Source organism: Gordonibacter faecis, from assembly GCF_030077735.1.
GTDB lineage: Bacteria > Actinomycetota > Coriobacteriia > Coriobacteriales > Eggerthellaceae > Gordonibacter > Gordonibacter faecis.
Genome location: NZ_JASJEU010000022.1, coordinates 1 through 14,709 on the forward strand (window position 1 = coordinate 1; position 14,709 = coordinate 14,709).

Consider the following 14,709-nt stretch of genomic DNA (forward strand, 5'->3'; position numbering starts at 1 on the left):
CGTTTTAAGGCACGAAAAAGCCCGCCAGGGTAACGGAGTACCCCAACGGGCTTAAAACGTCTTAAAACGCAAAATACGCCGTCCTATCCCTCCGAGGAATCATCCTCAATCATCCCGAAGTGTCGGAACGCGTCCAGAATCGCCTCGCGCTTCTCGGGCGGACACTTCGGCTGCTGCTTGCCGCCCGAGCGGTCGCACTCCATCTCCAGTCCGCACTCGGCCTTCATCTGCGCGATGTTCAGGGTGCTCACGGTCAGGCCGTGCGTCTCCTTCACATACTTTCAGATGTTCTCGTACGTCGGTTGCGCCTTGGCCTCATCCAGTCCCATGTCCTTCGGGCTGACGGTCACGGGGATGAAAGTCTTCGTTGCGGATTTCCGAGATAGAACCGCAACCGTCTCGATATGATCGGTGTGGGGAAACATGTCTACCGGCTGCACAATGCGTACCGCATAGCCGCTGTCCCGTAAGCGGGCCAGGTCACGCACTTGCGTTTCCGGATTGCAGGAAATGTAAACCACGCGGGCTGGCGCGAGGGCTGAAAGCGCGTCCAAGAACTCCGCGCTCGCGCCGGCGCGCGGCGGGTCCATGAGCACAACATCCACCGGCTCGCCCTCGGCGGCGCAGCGGCGCATGAAGTCGCCGGCATCTTCGGCCACGAAGCGCGCGTTTCCCACGCCGTTGTGGCGGGCATTCTCGCGCGCGTCGCGCACGGCCGACGCAACGGAGTCCACGCCGGTCACGTGCGCGGCACCGTGCTTGGCGGCCACGAGCCCAATGGTGCCCGTGCCGCAGTAGGCGTCCACCACGTGCTCGATGCCCGTAAGGTGCGCAAGCTCCACGGCCGTGCGATACAGCACCTCCGTCTGCACGGCGTTCACCTGGTAAAACGATTGCGAAGAAATGCGGAAACTCAACCCGCACAACTCGTCCAAAATAAAGCCCGGGCCATAGAGCGTCTGCTCACGCTCGCCCAAGATGACGTTGGTCTGGCGCTCGTTCACGTTCTGCACGACACTGGTTACAAACGGGCAGCGCTTCACCAGCTCGCGGCAAAACGCGCGCGAGCCGGGGAATTCCCGGCCGTTCGTTACCAGCGTGACCAGCACCTCGCCGCTCGTGTGACCCACACGCACCACGGCGTGGCGCAGAAAGCCCGAACCTGCGTCTTCGCGATATGGCTCCATGCCGAAGCGCGGCATGAGGCTGCGCACGGCCTGAATCACGCGTTTGGCGTTCTGGTTTTCCACCACGCACTGCTCGGTGGGAACGATGCGGTGCGTGCCCGCGGCATACATGCCGCAGAGTATCTCGTGGCGCGGGCGACCGGCCGCGCGGCGGTCACGGGCTGCGCGGTTGCGTTCGCCCCGTGTGGTTTTACCCGCTTGGGCACCCTTTCCGCCCGGCGCGGGCGGCAGCTTCTTGCCCGGCGCGAAGGGCGACACCACCTTGTTGCGGTAGAAATAGGGATGCTCCATGCCCAGGATGGGACGCACCTCGGCGCCACGAAAGCCGCTGAACAGGTCCGCAACGCGCGCGTCCTTGTGGACAAGCTGGAGGTCGTAGGGCTGCTCGACGTGCTGGCAGGCACCGCACTGGCGGGCATGGGGGCAGGTGGGTGCGGTAAGGGCATCCGCATCTGCCGAGCGAGGCGCGGAGGAGTCCGCCTGTTCGCTGGCCTCGGCATTCGCAGATGCGCGCCGCGAGGCTCGTTCGCTTTGCAACCGTTTCGTCATGAAAAACCTGTCCTTCGCAAGAATCTTAGAGCTACACTATAGTATAAGCAAGTGAACCTACCACCAAACCGTGCAAAAAGAAGGAGATCTCATGACCGCGTTCACGAACGTCATTGTCCGCCGCCCGGCGAAGTCGATGGTTGAAGGCATTACCTCGGCCCCTGAACTGGGCAAGCCCGACTACGAGCTGGCATGCAAGCAGCACGACGACTACATCGCCGCCCTCAAGCAGTGCGGCGTGGAAGTGACCGTGCTGCCCGCGTTGGAGCAGTTCCCCGATTCTTGTTTTGTGGAGGACCCGGCCGTCATCACGCGCAAAGGTGCCCTCATCACGAACCCGGGTGCGGCCAGCCGCAACGGCGAGAAGGACGAAATTGAACCCGCCGTGCGCCAGTTCTTCGACGACGAGCACGTGGCACACATTGTGGCGCCGGGCACGCTCGACGGCGGCGACGTGATGATGGTGGGCGACCACTTCTACGTGGGCCGTTCCGCCCGCACGAACGAGGAAGGCATCCGCCAGTTCTTCGAGATTCTGGAAGGCTGGGGCCTTGAGGGCTCCGAGGTGCCGCTTGAGCACGTACTACACCTGAAGACGGGCGTGAACTATCTGGAAGACGGCAACATGCTGGTGTCCGGCGAGTTCGTGACCAAGCCCGACTTCGAGCAGTACAACCGCATTGAGATTCCCGAGGACGAGGCCTACGCCGCGAACTGCATCTGGGTAAACGGCACCGTCATCGTGCCCGAGGGCTACCCCACCGTTCTGGCGGCCGTCCAGGACGCCGGCTACGAGACGCTCACGGTAGACACGAGCGAGTATCGCAAACTCGACGGCGGCCTAAGCTGCCTGTCGCTGCGCTTCTAAACCCGACGTCGTGCTGCGGCAACTGGCTGGCCGACTCACCGCAGCACGCCTGTTTCTTTCTTTGCTGATTTTGAACGCTGAACGGTAACGGTTGGTTGACCGTTCTGTTCAGCGTTTTGGTGTTCGCGGTATAGTGTGCGGAACTTTTGTGCGAAAGGATTTGGTATGCGATTCATTCTCCGCTGGCTGGTGACTGCTATTGCCGTGGGCGTGGCTATATGGCTGGTACCCGGCATTGAACTGGTGGGCGGTACGGACGCGTGGGCGGCCATCGCGCTGTTTGGCCTTATTCTGTCGCTCATCAATATCAGCATCAAGCCGCTCATGCAGGTGCTGAGCCTGCCCATCACCGTGATCACGCTGGGCATCTTCTACCTGATAGTGAACACGTTGCTGCTCTACATAGCCGCGTGGCTCGCCAACGGCATCTTCCAAGTAGGCATCGACATAGCCACCTTCGGCAGCGCCTTCGTAGCCTCCATCGTCATCAGCATAGTCTCCAGCCTCATGAACTCCCTCGTCGGGAACAAGGACTAAGAAAACCAGCCAATAATTGCATACGCGTTTACACACCCAAGCGCAGCGCGTAGGCGCCTTCCTCCGCCCATCCGGATACCTCTGCGTAGTTAGAGAGAGACGGCGCGTGTCCACTCCGCTATCATGATGCAAACGGCAGATCATCGGTTGAAAGGATCGCAGATGGAGAACTTCGAATTCGTGTCGCCGACGCATTTTGTGTTCGGCCGTGGCGCGGAGGAGCAGGTGGGTGCAAAACTGTCCGAGCGCGGCGCGAAGAAAGTGCTCATCCACTTTGGCGGCCAGAGCGCCGTCAAAAGCGGGCTGATTGACCGGCTGAAAGCTACGCTTGACGCAGCAGGCATTGAGCACGTGGAACTGGGCGGTGTGCGCCCGAACCCCGAGATCGGTCTTGCGCGCGAGGGCATTCGGTTGTGTAAAGAGCACAACATTGATTGGGTGCTGGCCGTGGGCGGCGGCTCGGTTATCGACTCGGCAAAGGCCGTGGCCGTAGGCGCGCACTATGACGGCGACGTGTGGGATTTCTTCGAAACAAAGCAGCCCACCAATGACGTACTGCCCATCGCCGTGGTGCTCACCATTCCCGCTGCCGGCAGCGAGGCATCGAAGAACACTGTTATGTCCAACGACGAACTGCAGCTGAAGTCGGGCTACCCGAACAACGCTCAGCGTCCGAAACTTGCGTTCATGAACCCTGAACTCACGTTTACGCTACCCCCGTTCCAGACGGCCGCTGGTCTCACCGACATGTTCTGCCACCTGCTGGAGCGCTTCTTCGACGATGTAGGCGCGGTGCCCGTGACGGACAACCTGAACCTCTCTCTCATGAAAACCGTGCGTGCCGAAGCGCCGCGCGTCATGGTGGAGCCGGAGAACTACGACGCGCGCGCGAACGTCATGTGGGCAGGCATGCTCTGCCACCAGGGCCTCGCTGGTGTCGGTCGTCACGAGGACTGGGCCACGCACGGCCTTGAACACGAGCTGTCTGCGCTCTATCCCGAGATTACGCACGGTGCCGGTCTGGCCGTAATGTTCCCGGCATGGATGGAGTATGTGTATCCCGAGAACCCGGCACGCTTCGCCTACTACGGACGCGAGGTGTTCGGCCTGGCTCCGACCGGTGATGTGGAGGCTGACGCGCTGTCCGCCATCGACGAGACGCGTGCATTCTTCGCCTCGCTCGGCATGCCCACGACGCTTGCCGAATTGGATGTGTGTGAGGATGACATCGAAAAGCTTATCCCCACGCTCAAGGAAAACAAGGGCGAACCCTTCGGCAGCTTTAAGAAACTCACAAAGGACGATGCCCGCGAAATTTACCGCCTTGCACTGTAGACCCTTGCACTTCGTGTCGCTATCCGTATAATAAGGTCGAGCCGCAGGGAGCGCTAACTCCCCACGGCTCTCGAATCGCTTCGGCGGTTTGGCAACTTGTGGCGGCTCCTAGTCCTTGCGGATTGGGAGCCTTTCCATTAATGCCGTCAAAAAGTCCAACAGGCTGGAAACAAACTCTAGGATTGCCGCAATCAAGGCCAAAACGGTCATGGCCACCACCTCCCTCCGCGTGCGCCCTTCAATAGGGGACATGGTTGGAAAGGGGTGTGGTGCCTTCGCCGCCTCTATCCTAGCGCTACGTCGAGGATCATCATGACGAGGAAGCCAGCCATGACGCCGAGGGTGCCGGCGTTGGAGTGTTCGCCGAGGTGCGCTTCGGGTATAAGTTCTTCCACCACCACATACATCATGGCGCCGGCGGAAAACGCCAGCATCCACGGCATATAGGGCGAGATGGCGGCCGCAAACAGCACCACCAGAATGCCGAACACGGGCTCGGCCAACCCCGACAACGTACCCAAGCCAAACGCCTTCGGCGCGCTCATGCCCTCCTGCAGAAGCGGTAGTGCCACGGCGGCACCTTCGGGCACGTTCTGAATGCCAATGCCTATGGCCAGCGCCACGGCCATCCCGAAGAGGGCTGGGTCGCCCGCCCCCTGCGCCGCCATAGCAAACAGCAAACCCACACTCATGCCCTCGGGAATGTTATGCAGCGTCACCGCTGTAAACAAAAGCGTCGGACGGTTCCACTTCGAGGGCAACCCCTCGGGGTCCTTCTCGCCGGGATGCAGGTGCGGCAGCAGTTGGTGCAGCACCATGAGAAACGCCACACCAATAACAAAGCCGCCCGCAGCCGGAATCCACCCCACCTGGCCCGCTTCCTCAGCGCGCTCGATGGCAGGAATAAGCAGCGACCACACCGACGCCGCAATCATGACACCAGCAGCAAAGCCCAAAAAGACGCGCTGCAACACCATGCTGTTGCGCTTACGAAACAAAAACACCGAGGCGGCACCCAGCGTTGTCATGAGGAACGTGAACCCAGTGCCCGCAGCGGCCCACAACAGCGCAGTCTGCATGAGCATCCTCCTTCGATCGCCTGCCCGCCGCCGAAACTCCGGCGCGACACGGCTTGCATCTTGCCCCCAAGGGGCGCGGTTTCTTCGACGGTACAGTGTACTGCTTTCTTGCGCGTCCGGTCAGGTCGTTCGCCCACCGTCACCGGATTGCTCAAACCTGACGCGGCGCTTCAACCCGCAAACGCAATGAAGCCGGGGGAACTCCCCGGCTTCATCGAAAGGAATACCGACAGTGCGCTTGGCATCTTGGCCCACAAGCCCACCGCGTTGCGGTGCCGCAAATCGTCACGAGACTTAACTTGGCGAAGATAGTCTTTTCGTTATCATTGCGTAGGTTTTCAACTGTCGGACAAGCCGGATTATAGGCGCTTTCCCGATGGAACAGAACCCCTTTGCACGTTTTTGTGCAGGCGAGCAATGAAACCGTTACCAGCGTCAACGCACCGTTAAGGCTCATTTTCGCGGCGCTTCACGCGCGCTGGCGAAAGCGATAGCCAGGCGGGTCGGAAAGCGCTACCATCGAGCCAGCAGAAAAATGCGCCGCGGCGGCCACAAGCCGCAGATGACGCCAAGACGAGAGAAGGGGACCTCATGGCACAATCGCTGTACAACGTGTTCTTCAGCCCGACGGGAACAACGCGGGCCGTGGTGGACAAGGTGGCCGATGCCATCGCCGCCGATTTAGACATTTCGAACATTATTGTGAACCTAACGCAGCCCACAAAGCGCCCCGTAGCGGTGGGAGGCGAAGCTGGCAACGTGCTGGTGTTTGGTTTTCCCGTGTACGGCGGGCGCGTGCCGGCCGTGCTGGCGGACAGCATCAAGAAGTTCGATGGCGAAGGGGTATACGCCATCCCCGTGGCCGTGTACGGCAACCGCGACTACGACGACGCGCTCGTGGAAGCCGTCGATCTACTGACCGCGCACGGCTTTAAGGTAGTTGCCGCCGGCGCGTTCATCGGCGAGCACTCCATGGCCCCGCGCGTGGGCGAAGGCCGCCCCGACGCGGCTGACCTGGCCGCCGCCGAGCAGTTCGGCCACGACGTTGCCGCAAAGCTGGCGCAGGAAAACTACGAGCGTCCCCAGGTCAAGGGCAACCGCCCCTACATGGATGCCATGGCGCCGCGCGACGACCGCCCCAAAACCACCGATGCGTGCACGGTGTGCGGCATCTGCGTGAAGCGCTGCCCCATGGGCATCATTGATGCCGAAGACCCGGCCAAGATTGGCGAGGGCTGCCTGCAGTGCAACGCCTGCGTGAAGTCGTGCCCGGTCGATGCCAAGTATTTCGACGACGAGATGTCGCTGAAGATTAAGGCCATGCTGGAGGGCAACTTCATGGCGCGCCGCGAACCGGAGCTGTTCCTGTAAGCGGACACGCCCCGCACACCCGCGACAATACGCGAAAACAAGCGCCCCGCACCGGTTGATCGATGCGGGGCGCTTTTGCGTGGTGAGACATTGCTGCAAGCGCTCATCGAACGCTAGTCGATAATAGCTTCACCAAGCACCGAGTCGAACCGCACCGACGTGCCATCGGCGTAGGCAACGTTCCACATGCGGTAATCCAGGGTTTCGGGAACCTCGCCGCCAACGAGCGCGCAACCCTCGCCCGACTGGTCGTCCTCAGGCTGCGGAGACGTTGCCGCAGTTGAGCGATCAGCGGGCTGCGTGGAAGTACTCACAGCTGAGGCTTCATCGTCGTTCGCCTCACGCTCGCCTCCGGCGCGGCGTACCGCCTCGGGGCTGCCAGGCGTCGCCACCGATGCCACCGGTGCTTCCGCCTCCGCACGCGCAGCGCGTTCCTCCGCATCGACATCGGCCGGGTCGGCTCCCCGACGCAGCGCAGCCTCCGCCTCCGCCAAGGCTTCGTCCAACTCCGCACGCGTCGGCCCATCGCCCTGCGAAGAGCTGCCAGCCCAGGCATTTTCCGCATCTGGATCGGCCGCCGCCCAGCCGCCGGACGCTTCCTCATCAATGCCCGCAGCCTCAGTCACCGCCGCCACCACGTCAGAGGCCGAAGACGAAGAACGCTCCGCACGCCCCACCGCTCGCACTTCTTCCAGCGTCTGCGCGGACGGCGCATCGGCACCACCCTCGCCTGCGCCGCCGCCTGCTCCCTCGCGCTGCGCCTCAATGCTCACGCAGGCCGGGATGCGAATAACCTCAATGGGGTCGGCCCCCAGGGCACCCGCCGCCAACAGCGCGCGGGCGCGCCCCACAAAGCCAGCGGCCGCCGCAGGAATGGCCGAGTCCACCATGCGCACAGCAATTACAGGGCCAGAACCGAAGCGCACCTCTGCCCACGCGAAGGGAATCGGGCGTTCACCATTGGTGCGCCGCGCGTCATTCTCGCGTGCCACCAGGGCCGATGTCTCGGCAAATTCCTCATCTAACCACGTGATAAGCGCGCCTTCCCACAGAGGATCGCGCACATCCTCGTCAACCGCAGACGTTCCCACGTCGAATCGCAGCACGTTTGCGCGCTGCGAGCCCTTCGGTGCACGCACCACCTCGGTGGGCGCCACCGCCGTAAAGCGACGCTCCATCTCGGCGCCGGCGTCATTTTCGTAGCTGCGCTCGTCCAACACGATATTCAGCTTCATTGCGGGATGAATGGTCGCGGGCATAACACGTTCCTTTCAACGAGAGCGGGCACGCTCGACACACCGGAGCCGCCCAACAGACGGCCTGACGGAGGTGCGCGCCCGCATCAGTGTTCGCTATCCCCGGCATTGTCGCGCAGCCGCACACGCGCGCCGGTGCCCTGCGGCGCGCGTTGGCGAACCGTTGCACTCCCATCAACCGGCAGCGAGCCCACCGCCGCCTGCCCCCGTTCCTAAGGCGTCGCGTGTGACGCGTTGTAGTATCATGAATGGCTACAGCAACACAGGTGCCTCGCGGCACCGGCTATGACAGGGAGGGTTCGAGGATGCGGAAGCACCGCGACGTTCAGCGCGACGCCGACGCCGATGCCAAACTTGAAGCGGAGATCGAAGCGCTTGAGAAAAAAGAGGCGGAAGCAGAAAAGACGCTGAAAAAGAAGATCCCCCTGGCGCTGAAAGTGTTCGCCATCCTGTGTATTGTGGCTGGCGTGGCCACTCTTCCCATGATTGCCTTCGTCATTGTGATCTCGGTCATCGCGTTTCGCGAAGGCGGGTTTGCGGGCGATTCGGCGGCATCAATGGTGCTGTCTGGTGCGTTGGTGGGCATCCTGGCCGTGTTGGCAGTGGCCCTCATCATATTTGGCATTCGACTGCTGCGCGACAAACGACGCCATGCGGCGGAAGCGGCTGAAGTGCTTACCGCCCTCATCGTAGCCGCCATCCTGTGCAACATCATGCTGTTTGGCCTGGATGGCAACCTGATATTCTACGCAGCTTTCCTCGTGTTCCTCATTGTGCTTACCAGCTACCTGGATCCCTCGCTGGCCGAAGAGCGCGAGTTACAACGCAAACTGCGCGACATGGAAACGCGCGAGGACGCCGAGGATGGCACGCTCGGGCGCGACAAAACGGGCAAGGGCTACATCACGCTGAACTTCTTCAACCTGTTCTGGATTTTTGTGGTGTGCTGCATATTCGGCCTCATCTTGGAGAGTATTTACCACGTGCTGGTGGTTGACCCTGGGCACTACGAAGATCGCGCTGGCATGCTGTACGGGCCGTTCTCGCCCATCTACGGGTTCGGTGCGGTGCTGCTCACCATGGCGCTCAACCGCTTTCACGACAAGAACGTCATCCTCATCTTCTTTGTGAGCGCAGTGATTGGCGGCGGGTTCGAATACCTGGTCAGCTGGTTTATGCAGTACGCGTTCGGTATTGTGGCCTGGGATTACACGGGCACGTTTTTGTCCATCGACGGACGCACGAATGGCATGTTCATGGCCATGTGGGGCGTGCTGGGCGTGGTGTGGATCAAGCTTCTTCTACCCTGGATGCTGAAACTGGTGAACCTCATCCCGTGGAACTGGCGCTACACCGTAACCACCGTGTGTGCTGTGCTCATGATAGCCGACGGCGCGCTTACGCTTGTGGCACTCGACTGCTGGTACCAGCGCCACGCCGGCAAACAACCGGAAAGCGCCATCGAAATGTTCTGCTCCGAACACTACGACGACCAATTCATGCAAGAACGCTTCCAAAGCATGAGCATAGACCCCAACCGAGCCACCCGCGCCCACTGAGGCGGCGACGTCCGCACTATTTCCGCAACAGAATAAAACTGATGAAGACGAGGAAGCGATTCTTTCTGCAGCGTAGAAAGAATCGCTTCCGTATTGAAGTATTTATTCATGTGCCTTTTCTTAGGCACGCGCAATTCTAATCTTCTATACTATAATATAAATTGAAATTTATTCTTCCTTATAATATGTTAGAAAGAGCACATGGCTAATCCATTCAAACCAGGCGCAGGGAGAAAGCCACCCTACCTTGCAGGTCGTGATGACATCATTCGTTCAATTAAAAATGACATGAAGCAAGTGTATGAAGATGCTGAAGGAATGAGGCCAATCGTCATCTCAGGATTGCGAGGAATGGGCAAAACGGTCCTTTTGCGCGAGTTGGCAGAGACCGCCCACCATCAAGACTGGATCGCCATTGAAGTAGAAGCATCGAAGCACGACTCGCTAGCCAAGAAGCTTGCTCAGGCAACCTATGTTGAGTTAAGAAGAATTCGCAATTCTTCTCGCCCTCTTAGCTCGGCGTTCGAACATGCACTTGCCGTATTACGCTCGTTTCAGTTGAAAATTGACCCCACTGGCTCATACTCCATAGGTATAGATATCAATCCCGCAAAAGGGTTCGCAGACTCCGGAGATCTTTCGCTTGATCTGGTAGATCTATTGAAAGCAGTCGGAGAAGCAGCTCGAGAATCAGGGACCGCCGTCTTCATAAGCGTTGACGAATTTCAAGAAGCGCCGCAGGAAGATCTTGCCGCCCTTAATATAGCACTGCACACCCTTGGTCAAGGAAGCGCCCCCGTCCCGGTGTATTTTGTCGGAGCTGGTCTACCCACACTTCCTGCTGTTCTTGCTGATGCCACCAGCTATGCCGAGCGAATGTTTCGGTTCTATTCTTTAAATCTACTTTCGGAAGAAGCGGTTCGAAAAGCGTATGTCGAGCCCACTGAAAAAAACATGATCAAGTGGGAAAATGAATCTCTTGAAGCCGCCATACAAGCAGCGGGAGGATACCCCTACTTTATCCAGCAATGCGGATTTTGCATCTGCGAGCAAATTGATTTTCCGGGCACCATTACCAAAAGCGAACTTCTTGCGGGAATCGCTTTGGCACAAGATGAAATAGATCGAGGATTATATCGTTCCAGATGGGATAGAGCGACGCCAAAGGGTAAGGAAATGATGCGCGCAATGGCAGAAGACGAAGTTCCTTCAAAGTTGAGCGATGTCGCCGACCGCATGGGGAAAAAGCAGCCCAGCGACCTTTCTGTGCTGAGAGACCGCCTTATCCACGATGGACTCATTTATTCACCTAAACGTGGCTATATAGCTTTTACCGTGCCTGGCATGAATGCATTTATCAAGCGCTGCTCAGACTAGCTGGCAGCAAAGCTTTCTGGAATAGCAGTGGCGCTCGTGGAGGGCACCCATACTATACTTATATCCCGTTTGGGATCATTTCGGCTGCAAGCAACACAATTTTCCCTTTTGGGATAATGTATTCCAAAAGCCGCATTGCGGAAGGCATGAGTGCCAGGGCGCTATGAACCCAGCATAATGCGGATTATTTCGTCGTTGGTGGCGCGCATGCCGTCGCGGCCGAGGCGGGCTATGCTGTCGATGGTGTTTTCGACGCCCTTCTTCACAATGCCGTCGCCGCCATAGAACTGCTGGCCATCGCGGTACATCACGTAGCCCAGGATACCGGCGTTCACCGAGAAGGCAATCTTGCCAGCGCAGGAGGGTTTGGCGCCGTCGCACACCATGCCGGCCACGATGGAAAGGGCGTTCACTACGGCGTGGCACGCGTCTTCGTAGCCGCCGCCGTCCAGATATGCAATGCCCGCACCCGCCGCCGCGCCGGCGCACACGGCGCCACAGAAGGCCGACAGACGGCCGATGCCTGTCTTTTGATGGATGGCCACGAGGTTAGACAACACGAGCGCACGCCGCAGTTGTTCGTCGGATGAACCCAGTTCACGCGCGTATACAATGAGCGGCACGGACACGGTGATGCCCTGGTTGCCGCTGCCGGAGTTAATGACCACGGGCAACTCGCAGCCACTCATGCGCGCGTCGGAGGCCGCGGCGGCGTACGCGCAGGCACGCACCTTCACGTCGCTGCCGTAGGAGCCCAGCATGACGCTGCCGATGTTGGCGCCCCAGTCACCGGCGAGGCCTTCCTCGGCCACGGCCGCGTTGCAGGCAATCTGGTGGTCGAGCAATTCGCGCACGTCATCGAGGTCCACTGTCTGCGCGAAATCCCAGATGCCAGCCATGGACAGCACACTGCGATCCGTCAGGCCCTCGGCGGTTCCTGCGGCCGACGCCAGCGGTGCATCGCGCAGCACGTCCCCATCGCGTTCCTCGTGCACAATGTTGGTGTGGTAGTCGGCAATGCGCACCAGCGCCTCGCGCGCGGTCCCCGGCGCGGCCGCACCCGCGAACACGCGCACCACCACGTCGAAGTCCGCCTCGTCGTCGGTCCGCTCCACCTCAATGGGCGTGCTCTCCGCATACGCCGCGATAGCTTCCACGTCCTTTGGCGACACGTTCGCAATCACCTCGAGCGCCCGGTCGGCACGACCCGCCACAATGCCGGCCGCCGCCGCAGCCTCGATTCCCTTGAGGCCACCCGTATGGGGCACCACCACGCTTTTCGCGTTCTTGATGATACTTCCCGAAGCCGCCACCTCTACGCGCGCGGGCGTGGTGCCCAAAAGCTCGCGCGCCCGCGCCGCCGCCAGCGCGATGGCAATGGGCTCGGTGCACCCCATGGCTGCAATCAGTTCCTCGTTCAGTATGGCAATGTAGGCACCATAGCGCTCGTCGGTCCGCTCCATGTCCTGCCTTCCTCGTTGTTCGCAAACCTCATAATAGCATGCAGGTCTTCAACTAAACCTCCCGACCTGACTTATTGCGACAGGTGGGACCCCCTGGCGTTATAATGGAACGGTTTTGAAGCGCCGCAGCAAGGAGGACCGCTTGAGCAAGCGGATTAGGCTCAGCAAAGGGCTTATCGTTGTCGCCATTTGGGTGCTAGGCGCCGTTATCCTCACGTTCGCTCTCACGCAGATTCGTGATTACGCTGGCATCATCAACGACTCGGGTGTCGTACGCGGCGGCACGCAGCGCGTGGCGAAGATGGCGCTTGCGGGTGAAAGTGCCGACGAGACGGAACAGCGTGTGTCAAATCTGCTTGATAAACTGCAGAAACGCGAGAACGACCGCCTGTATCGCGGACCCGAAACCCTCCGCTTCATGGAAGATTTAGCTGCCGTCGACAACCAGTGGCAACTCATCGAACGCGAAATCGAGCGTGTCAAACGCCACGAAACGTCAACCGACCGGCTGATGGAACTGAGCGAAGAGCATTTTCGCCTGGCCGACCAAATGGTACTCTCAGCCCAGCAGCGCGCCGAGCACGATTTCCTATGGACGGGCATTATGTGCACCGTCCTGTTCTTGTTAGCTTCCACCATCATGGTGTTCATGCGCAACGACCGTATTACCAAACTCAAAAAAGCTTACTTCACCGACACCCTCACAAAACGCCGCAACCTGTTTGCGTTCGAGGAGCAGGCGCAAGAACTGCTTTCTGGCGCACCCAACGGCGCGTATCTTGTTATGTACACCAATATCTCGAACTTCCGGCTTATCAACGAGACATACGGCTATGAGGTAGGAAATCAACTTATTATCACCCTCGCACGCCTGCTTGACGGCGCGTGTCGGCGCGGCGAGATAGCCGCCCATGCAAACGCCGACCATTTCGCGTTACTACTGCGCAATGAACCCGACCGGGCCGAAAAGCTGTGCAACCAGATAGAGAAAAAGCTGCGCAGCGAACCTGACCTACACTTTTCAACTGCGTTGGCCTTTGGCTGTGGCATTTGCGAAGCAGAAAACACTAACGACATCCCCCTGCTTCTGAGCAACGCTATTGCCGTACTAAAAAACGCACCGAGCGGCGTGCGTGTTGCGCGCTACGACCAGGCGTTCAAAAGCGCATTGGAGCTGAGGAGTTGCATCGAGCAGCACGAAGATCAGGCGCTTGCGAACCGTGAGTTTCAGCTGTACCTGCAACCGAAAAACAACCTAGACGACGGGACGCTGGTGGGAGCCGAGGCGCTCGTGCGCTGGGACTCGCCTGAACTGGGCTTTCTCACCCCCGATGCCTTCATTCCTGTATTTGAGAAAAACAGCTTCATCGTGCAGCTAGACTTCTACATGCTGCGGCGCGTGTGCCAAAGCTATCCGCTACTTGGCCCCGATAGGCAACCGCTCGTAGTGTCGGTCAACATGTCACGCGTCACCATTTTACAGGAAGGCTTCGTTCAGCGCGTGCTGCGCATCGTTGACAGCGCCCGCATTCCCCACGAAGTCGTCGAGTTGGAAGTGACCGAAAGCGCGCTCGTTGCGGAAGAGAGCGCGGTCATTGACACACTGAGCGAACTGAAGGCACTCGGGTTCCGCCTGTCTATGGACGATTTTGGGTCGGGGTACTCGTCGCTCAATTTGCTGCGGAAACTTTCCATCGACGTGTTAAAGCTTGACCGGGGCTTTCTATCGGAGAGCGCAGATTCCGCGCGGACGCGCTCCGTGATAAAGAGCGTGGTGGAAATGGCCGACAACCTAAACTTGTCCATCGTGTGCGAAGGCGTGGAAACCGCCGAGCAGGCCGCCATGCTGCACGGGCTGGGCTGCCGCACGGGACAGGGCTACGTGTTCTCGAAGCCCCTGCCAGAAGCCGAATTTCGCGCGCGCTTCCACATGCCCGCCGTGAACGCAAACGCCGCCACTGGCACCGGTGAGGCCACAGCAACCCCCACTCTTTCCGCCACCCCTCGCCCCGCTTCTGCTCCTGCCCCGGAGAAATCTCGCGCAGACCTTTTTCCTGACGACGCAAGCGACGCTCCTTTCGCTGCAAGCGCACACTAATCTGCGGCCTTCCTCTTCTCTGCCGCATCC

Annotated in this window: 12 protein-coding genes; 7 read left to right on the forward strand and 5 right to left on the reverse strand. The window is 59.9% G+C overall.

Features of this window, described 5'->3' with window-relative positions; all coding sequences use genetic code 11:
• Positions 1-83: 83 nt before the first annotated feature.
• Positions 84-275, reverse strand: coding sequence for an RNA methyltransferase (locus QNJ86_RS10730; protein ID WP_283832623.1), 192 nt, complete (start codon positions 273-275; stop codon positions 84-86).
• 6 nt (positions 276-281) lie between these two features.
• Complete coding sequence (gene rlmD / locus QNJ86_RS10735; RefSeq protein ID WP_283832624.1) at positions 282-1,736, reverse strand: 23S rRNA (uracil(1939)-C(5))-methyltransferase RlmD; 1,455 nt, start codon at positions 1,734-1,736, stop codon at positions 282-284.
• Between the two features lie 91 nt (positions 1,737-1,827).
• Here rlmD and QNJ86_RS10740 point away from each other — a divergent pair, with 91 nt between their 5' ends.
• The 3 genes from QNJ86_RS10740 (at position 1,828) to QNJ86_RS10750 (ending at position 4,476) form a co-directional block, all read left to right on the forward strand.
• Positions 1,828-2,604, forward strand: coding sequence for a dimethylarginine dimethylaminohydrolase family protein (locus QNJ86_RS10740; RefSeq protein WP_283832625.1), 777 nt, complete (start codon positions 1,828-1,830; stop codon positions 2,602-2,604).
• Between the two features lie 165 nt (positions 2,605-2,769).
• Positions 2,770-3,141, forward strand: a complete 372-nt coding sequence (locus QNJ86_RS10745; RefSeq protein ID WP_283832626.1) for a phage holin family protein — start codon at positions 2,770-2,772, stop codon at positions 3,139-3,141.
• Between the two features lie 162 nt (positions 3,142-3,303).
• Positions 3,304-4,476 (forward strand): iron-containing alcohol dehydrogenase, encoded by a 1,173-nt coding sequence (locus tag QNJ86_RS10750; RefSeq protein ID WP_283832627.1) that lies wholly within the window; start codon positions 3,304-3,306, stop codon positions 4,474-4,476.
• 284 nt (positions 4,477-4,760) lie between these two features.
• Here the strand turns inward: QNJ86_RS10750 and QNJ86_RS10755 are convergent, their stop codons facing one another.
• Positions 4,761-5,555: a ZIP family metal transporter gene (locus tag QNJ86_RS10755; RefSeq protein ID WP_283832628.1), complete on the reverse strand. Its 795-nt coding sequence runs from the start codon at positions 5,553-5,555 to the stop codon at positions 4,761-4,763.
• 591 nt (positions 5,556-6,146) lie between these two features.
• Here QNJ86_RS10755 and QNJ86_RS10760 point away from each other — a divergent pair.
• Complete coding sequence (locus QNJ86_RS10760) at positions 6,147-6,926, forward strand: EFR1 family ferrodoxin (RefSeq protein ID WP_283832629.1); 780 nt, start codon at positions 6,147-6,149, stop codon at positions 6,924-6,926.
• A 113-nt stretch (positions 6,927-7,039) separates the two neighbouring features.
• Here QNJ86_RS10760 and QNJ86_RS10765 read toward each other — a convergent pair whose 3' ends face one another.
• Positions 7,040-8,185, reverse strand: a complete 1,146-nt coding sequence (locus QNJ86_RS10765; protein WP_283832630.1) for a hypothetical protein — start codon at positions 8,183-8,185, stop codon at positions 7,040-7,042.
• 302 nt (positions 8,186-8,487) lie between these two features.
• On the opposite strand from QNJ86_RS10765, the gene QNJ86_RS10770 reads away from it, so the two are divergent.
• A complete protein-coding gene (locus QNJ86_RS10770) occupies positions 8,488-9,741 on the forward strand; it encodes a putative ABC transporter permease (protein WP_283832631.1) in 1,254 nt (417 codons plus the stop codon).
• A 201-nt stretch (positions 9,742-9,942) separates the two neighbouring features.
• Positions 9,943-11,118 (forward strand): ATP-binding protein, encoded by a 1,176-nt coding sequence (locus QNJ86_RS10775; RefSeq protein WP_283832632.1) that lies wholly within the window; start codon positions 9,943-9,945, stop codon positions 11,116-11,118.
• 161 nt (positions 11,119-11,279) lie between these two features.
• Here QNJ86_RS10775 and QNJ86_RS10780 read toward each other — a convergent pair whose 3' ends face one another.
• Positions 11,280-12,581, reverse strand: a complete 1,302-nt coding sequence (locus QNJ86_RS10780; protein ID WP_283832633.1) for an L-cysteine desulfidase family protein — start codon at positions 12,579-12,581, stop codon at positions 11,280-11,282.
• A 142-nt stretch (positions 12,582-12,723) separates the two neighbouring features.
• Between QNJ86_RS10780 and QNJ86_RS10785 the strand changes: the two genes are divergently transcribed.
• On the forward strand, positions 12,724-14,679 hold the full coding sequence (locus QNJ86_RS10785; RefSeq protein ID WP_283832634.1) for a putative bifunctional diguanylate cyclase/phosphodiesterase: 1,956 nt from the start codon (positions 12,724-12,726) through the stop codon (positions 14,677-14,679).
• Positions 14,680-14,709: the final 30 nt, after the last annotated feature.

Excerpts from the sequence above, each read along its gene's own strand:
- QNJ86_RS10745 (WP_283832626.1), top strand. The coding sequence starts at position 2,770 with ATGCGATTCATTCTCCGCTGGCTGGTGACTGCTATTGCCGTGGGCGTG.
- QNJ86_RS10765 (WP_283832630.1), bottom strand. The coding sequence starts at position 8,185 with ATGCCCGCGACCATTCATCCCGCAATGAAGCTGAATATCGTGTTGGAC.
- QNJ86_RS10760 (WP_283832629.1), top strand. The coding sequence starts at position 6,147 with ATGGCACAATCGCTGTACAACGTGTTCTTCAGCCCGACGGGAACAACG.
- QNJ86_RS10740 (WP_283832625.1), top strand. The coding sequence starts at position 1,828 with ATGACCGCGTTCACGAACGTCATTGTCCGCCGCCCGGCGAAGTCGATG.
- QNJ86_RS10755 (WP_283832628.1), bottom strand. The coding sequence starts at position 5,555 with ATGCAGACTGCGCTGTTGTGGGCCGCTGCGGGCACTGGGTTCACGTTC.
- QNJ86_RS10750 (WP_283832627.1), top strand. The coding sequence starts at position 3,304 with ATGGAGAACTTCGAATTCGTGTCGCCGACGCATTTTGTGTTCGGCCGT.
- rlmD (WP_283832624.1), bottom strand. The coding sequence starts at position 1,736 with ATGACGAAACGGTTGCAAAGCGAACGAGCCTCGCGGCGCGCATCTGCG.
- QNJ86_RS10770 (WP_283832631.1), top strand. The coding sequence starts at position 8,488 with ATGCGGAAGCACCGCGACGTTCAGCGCGACGCCGACGCCGATGCCAAA.
- QNJ86_RS10780 (WP_283832633.1), bottom strand. The coding sequence starts at position 12,581 with ATGGAGCGGACCGACGAGCGCTATGGTGCCTACATTGCCATACTGAAC.
- QNJ86_RS10775 (WP_283832632.1), top strand. The coding sequence starts at position 9,943 with ATGGCTAATCCATTCAAACCAGGCGCAGGGAGAAAGCCACCCTACCTT.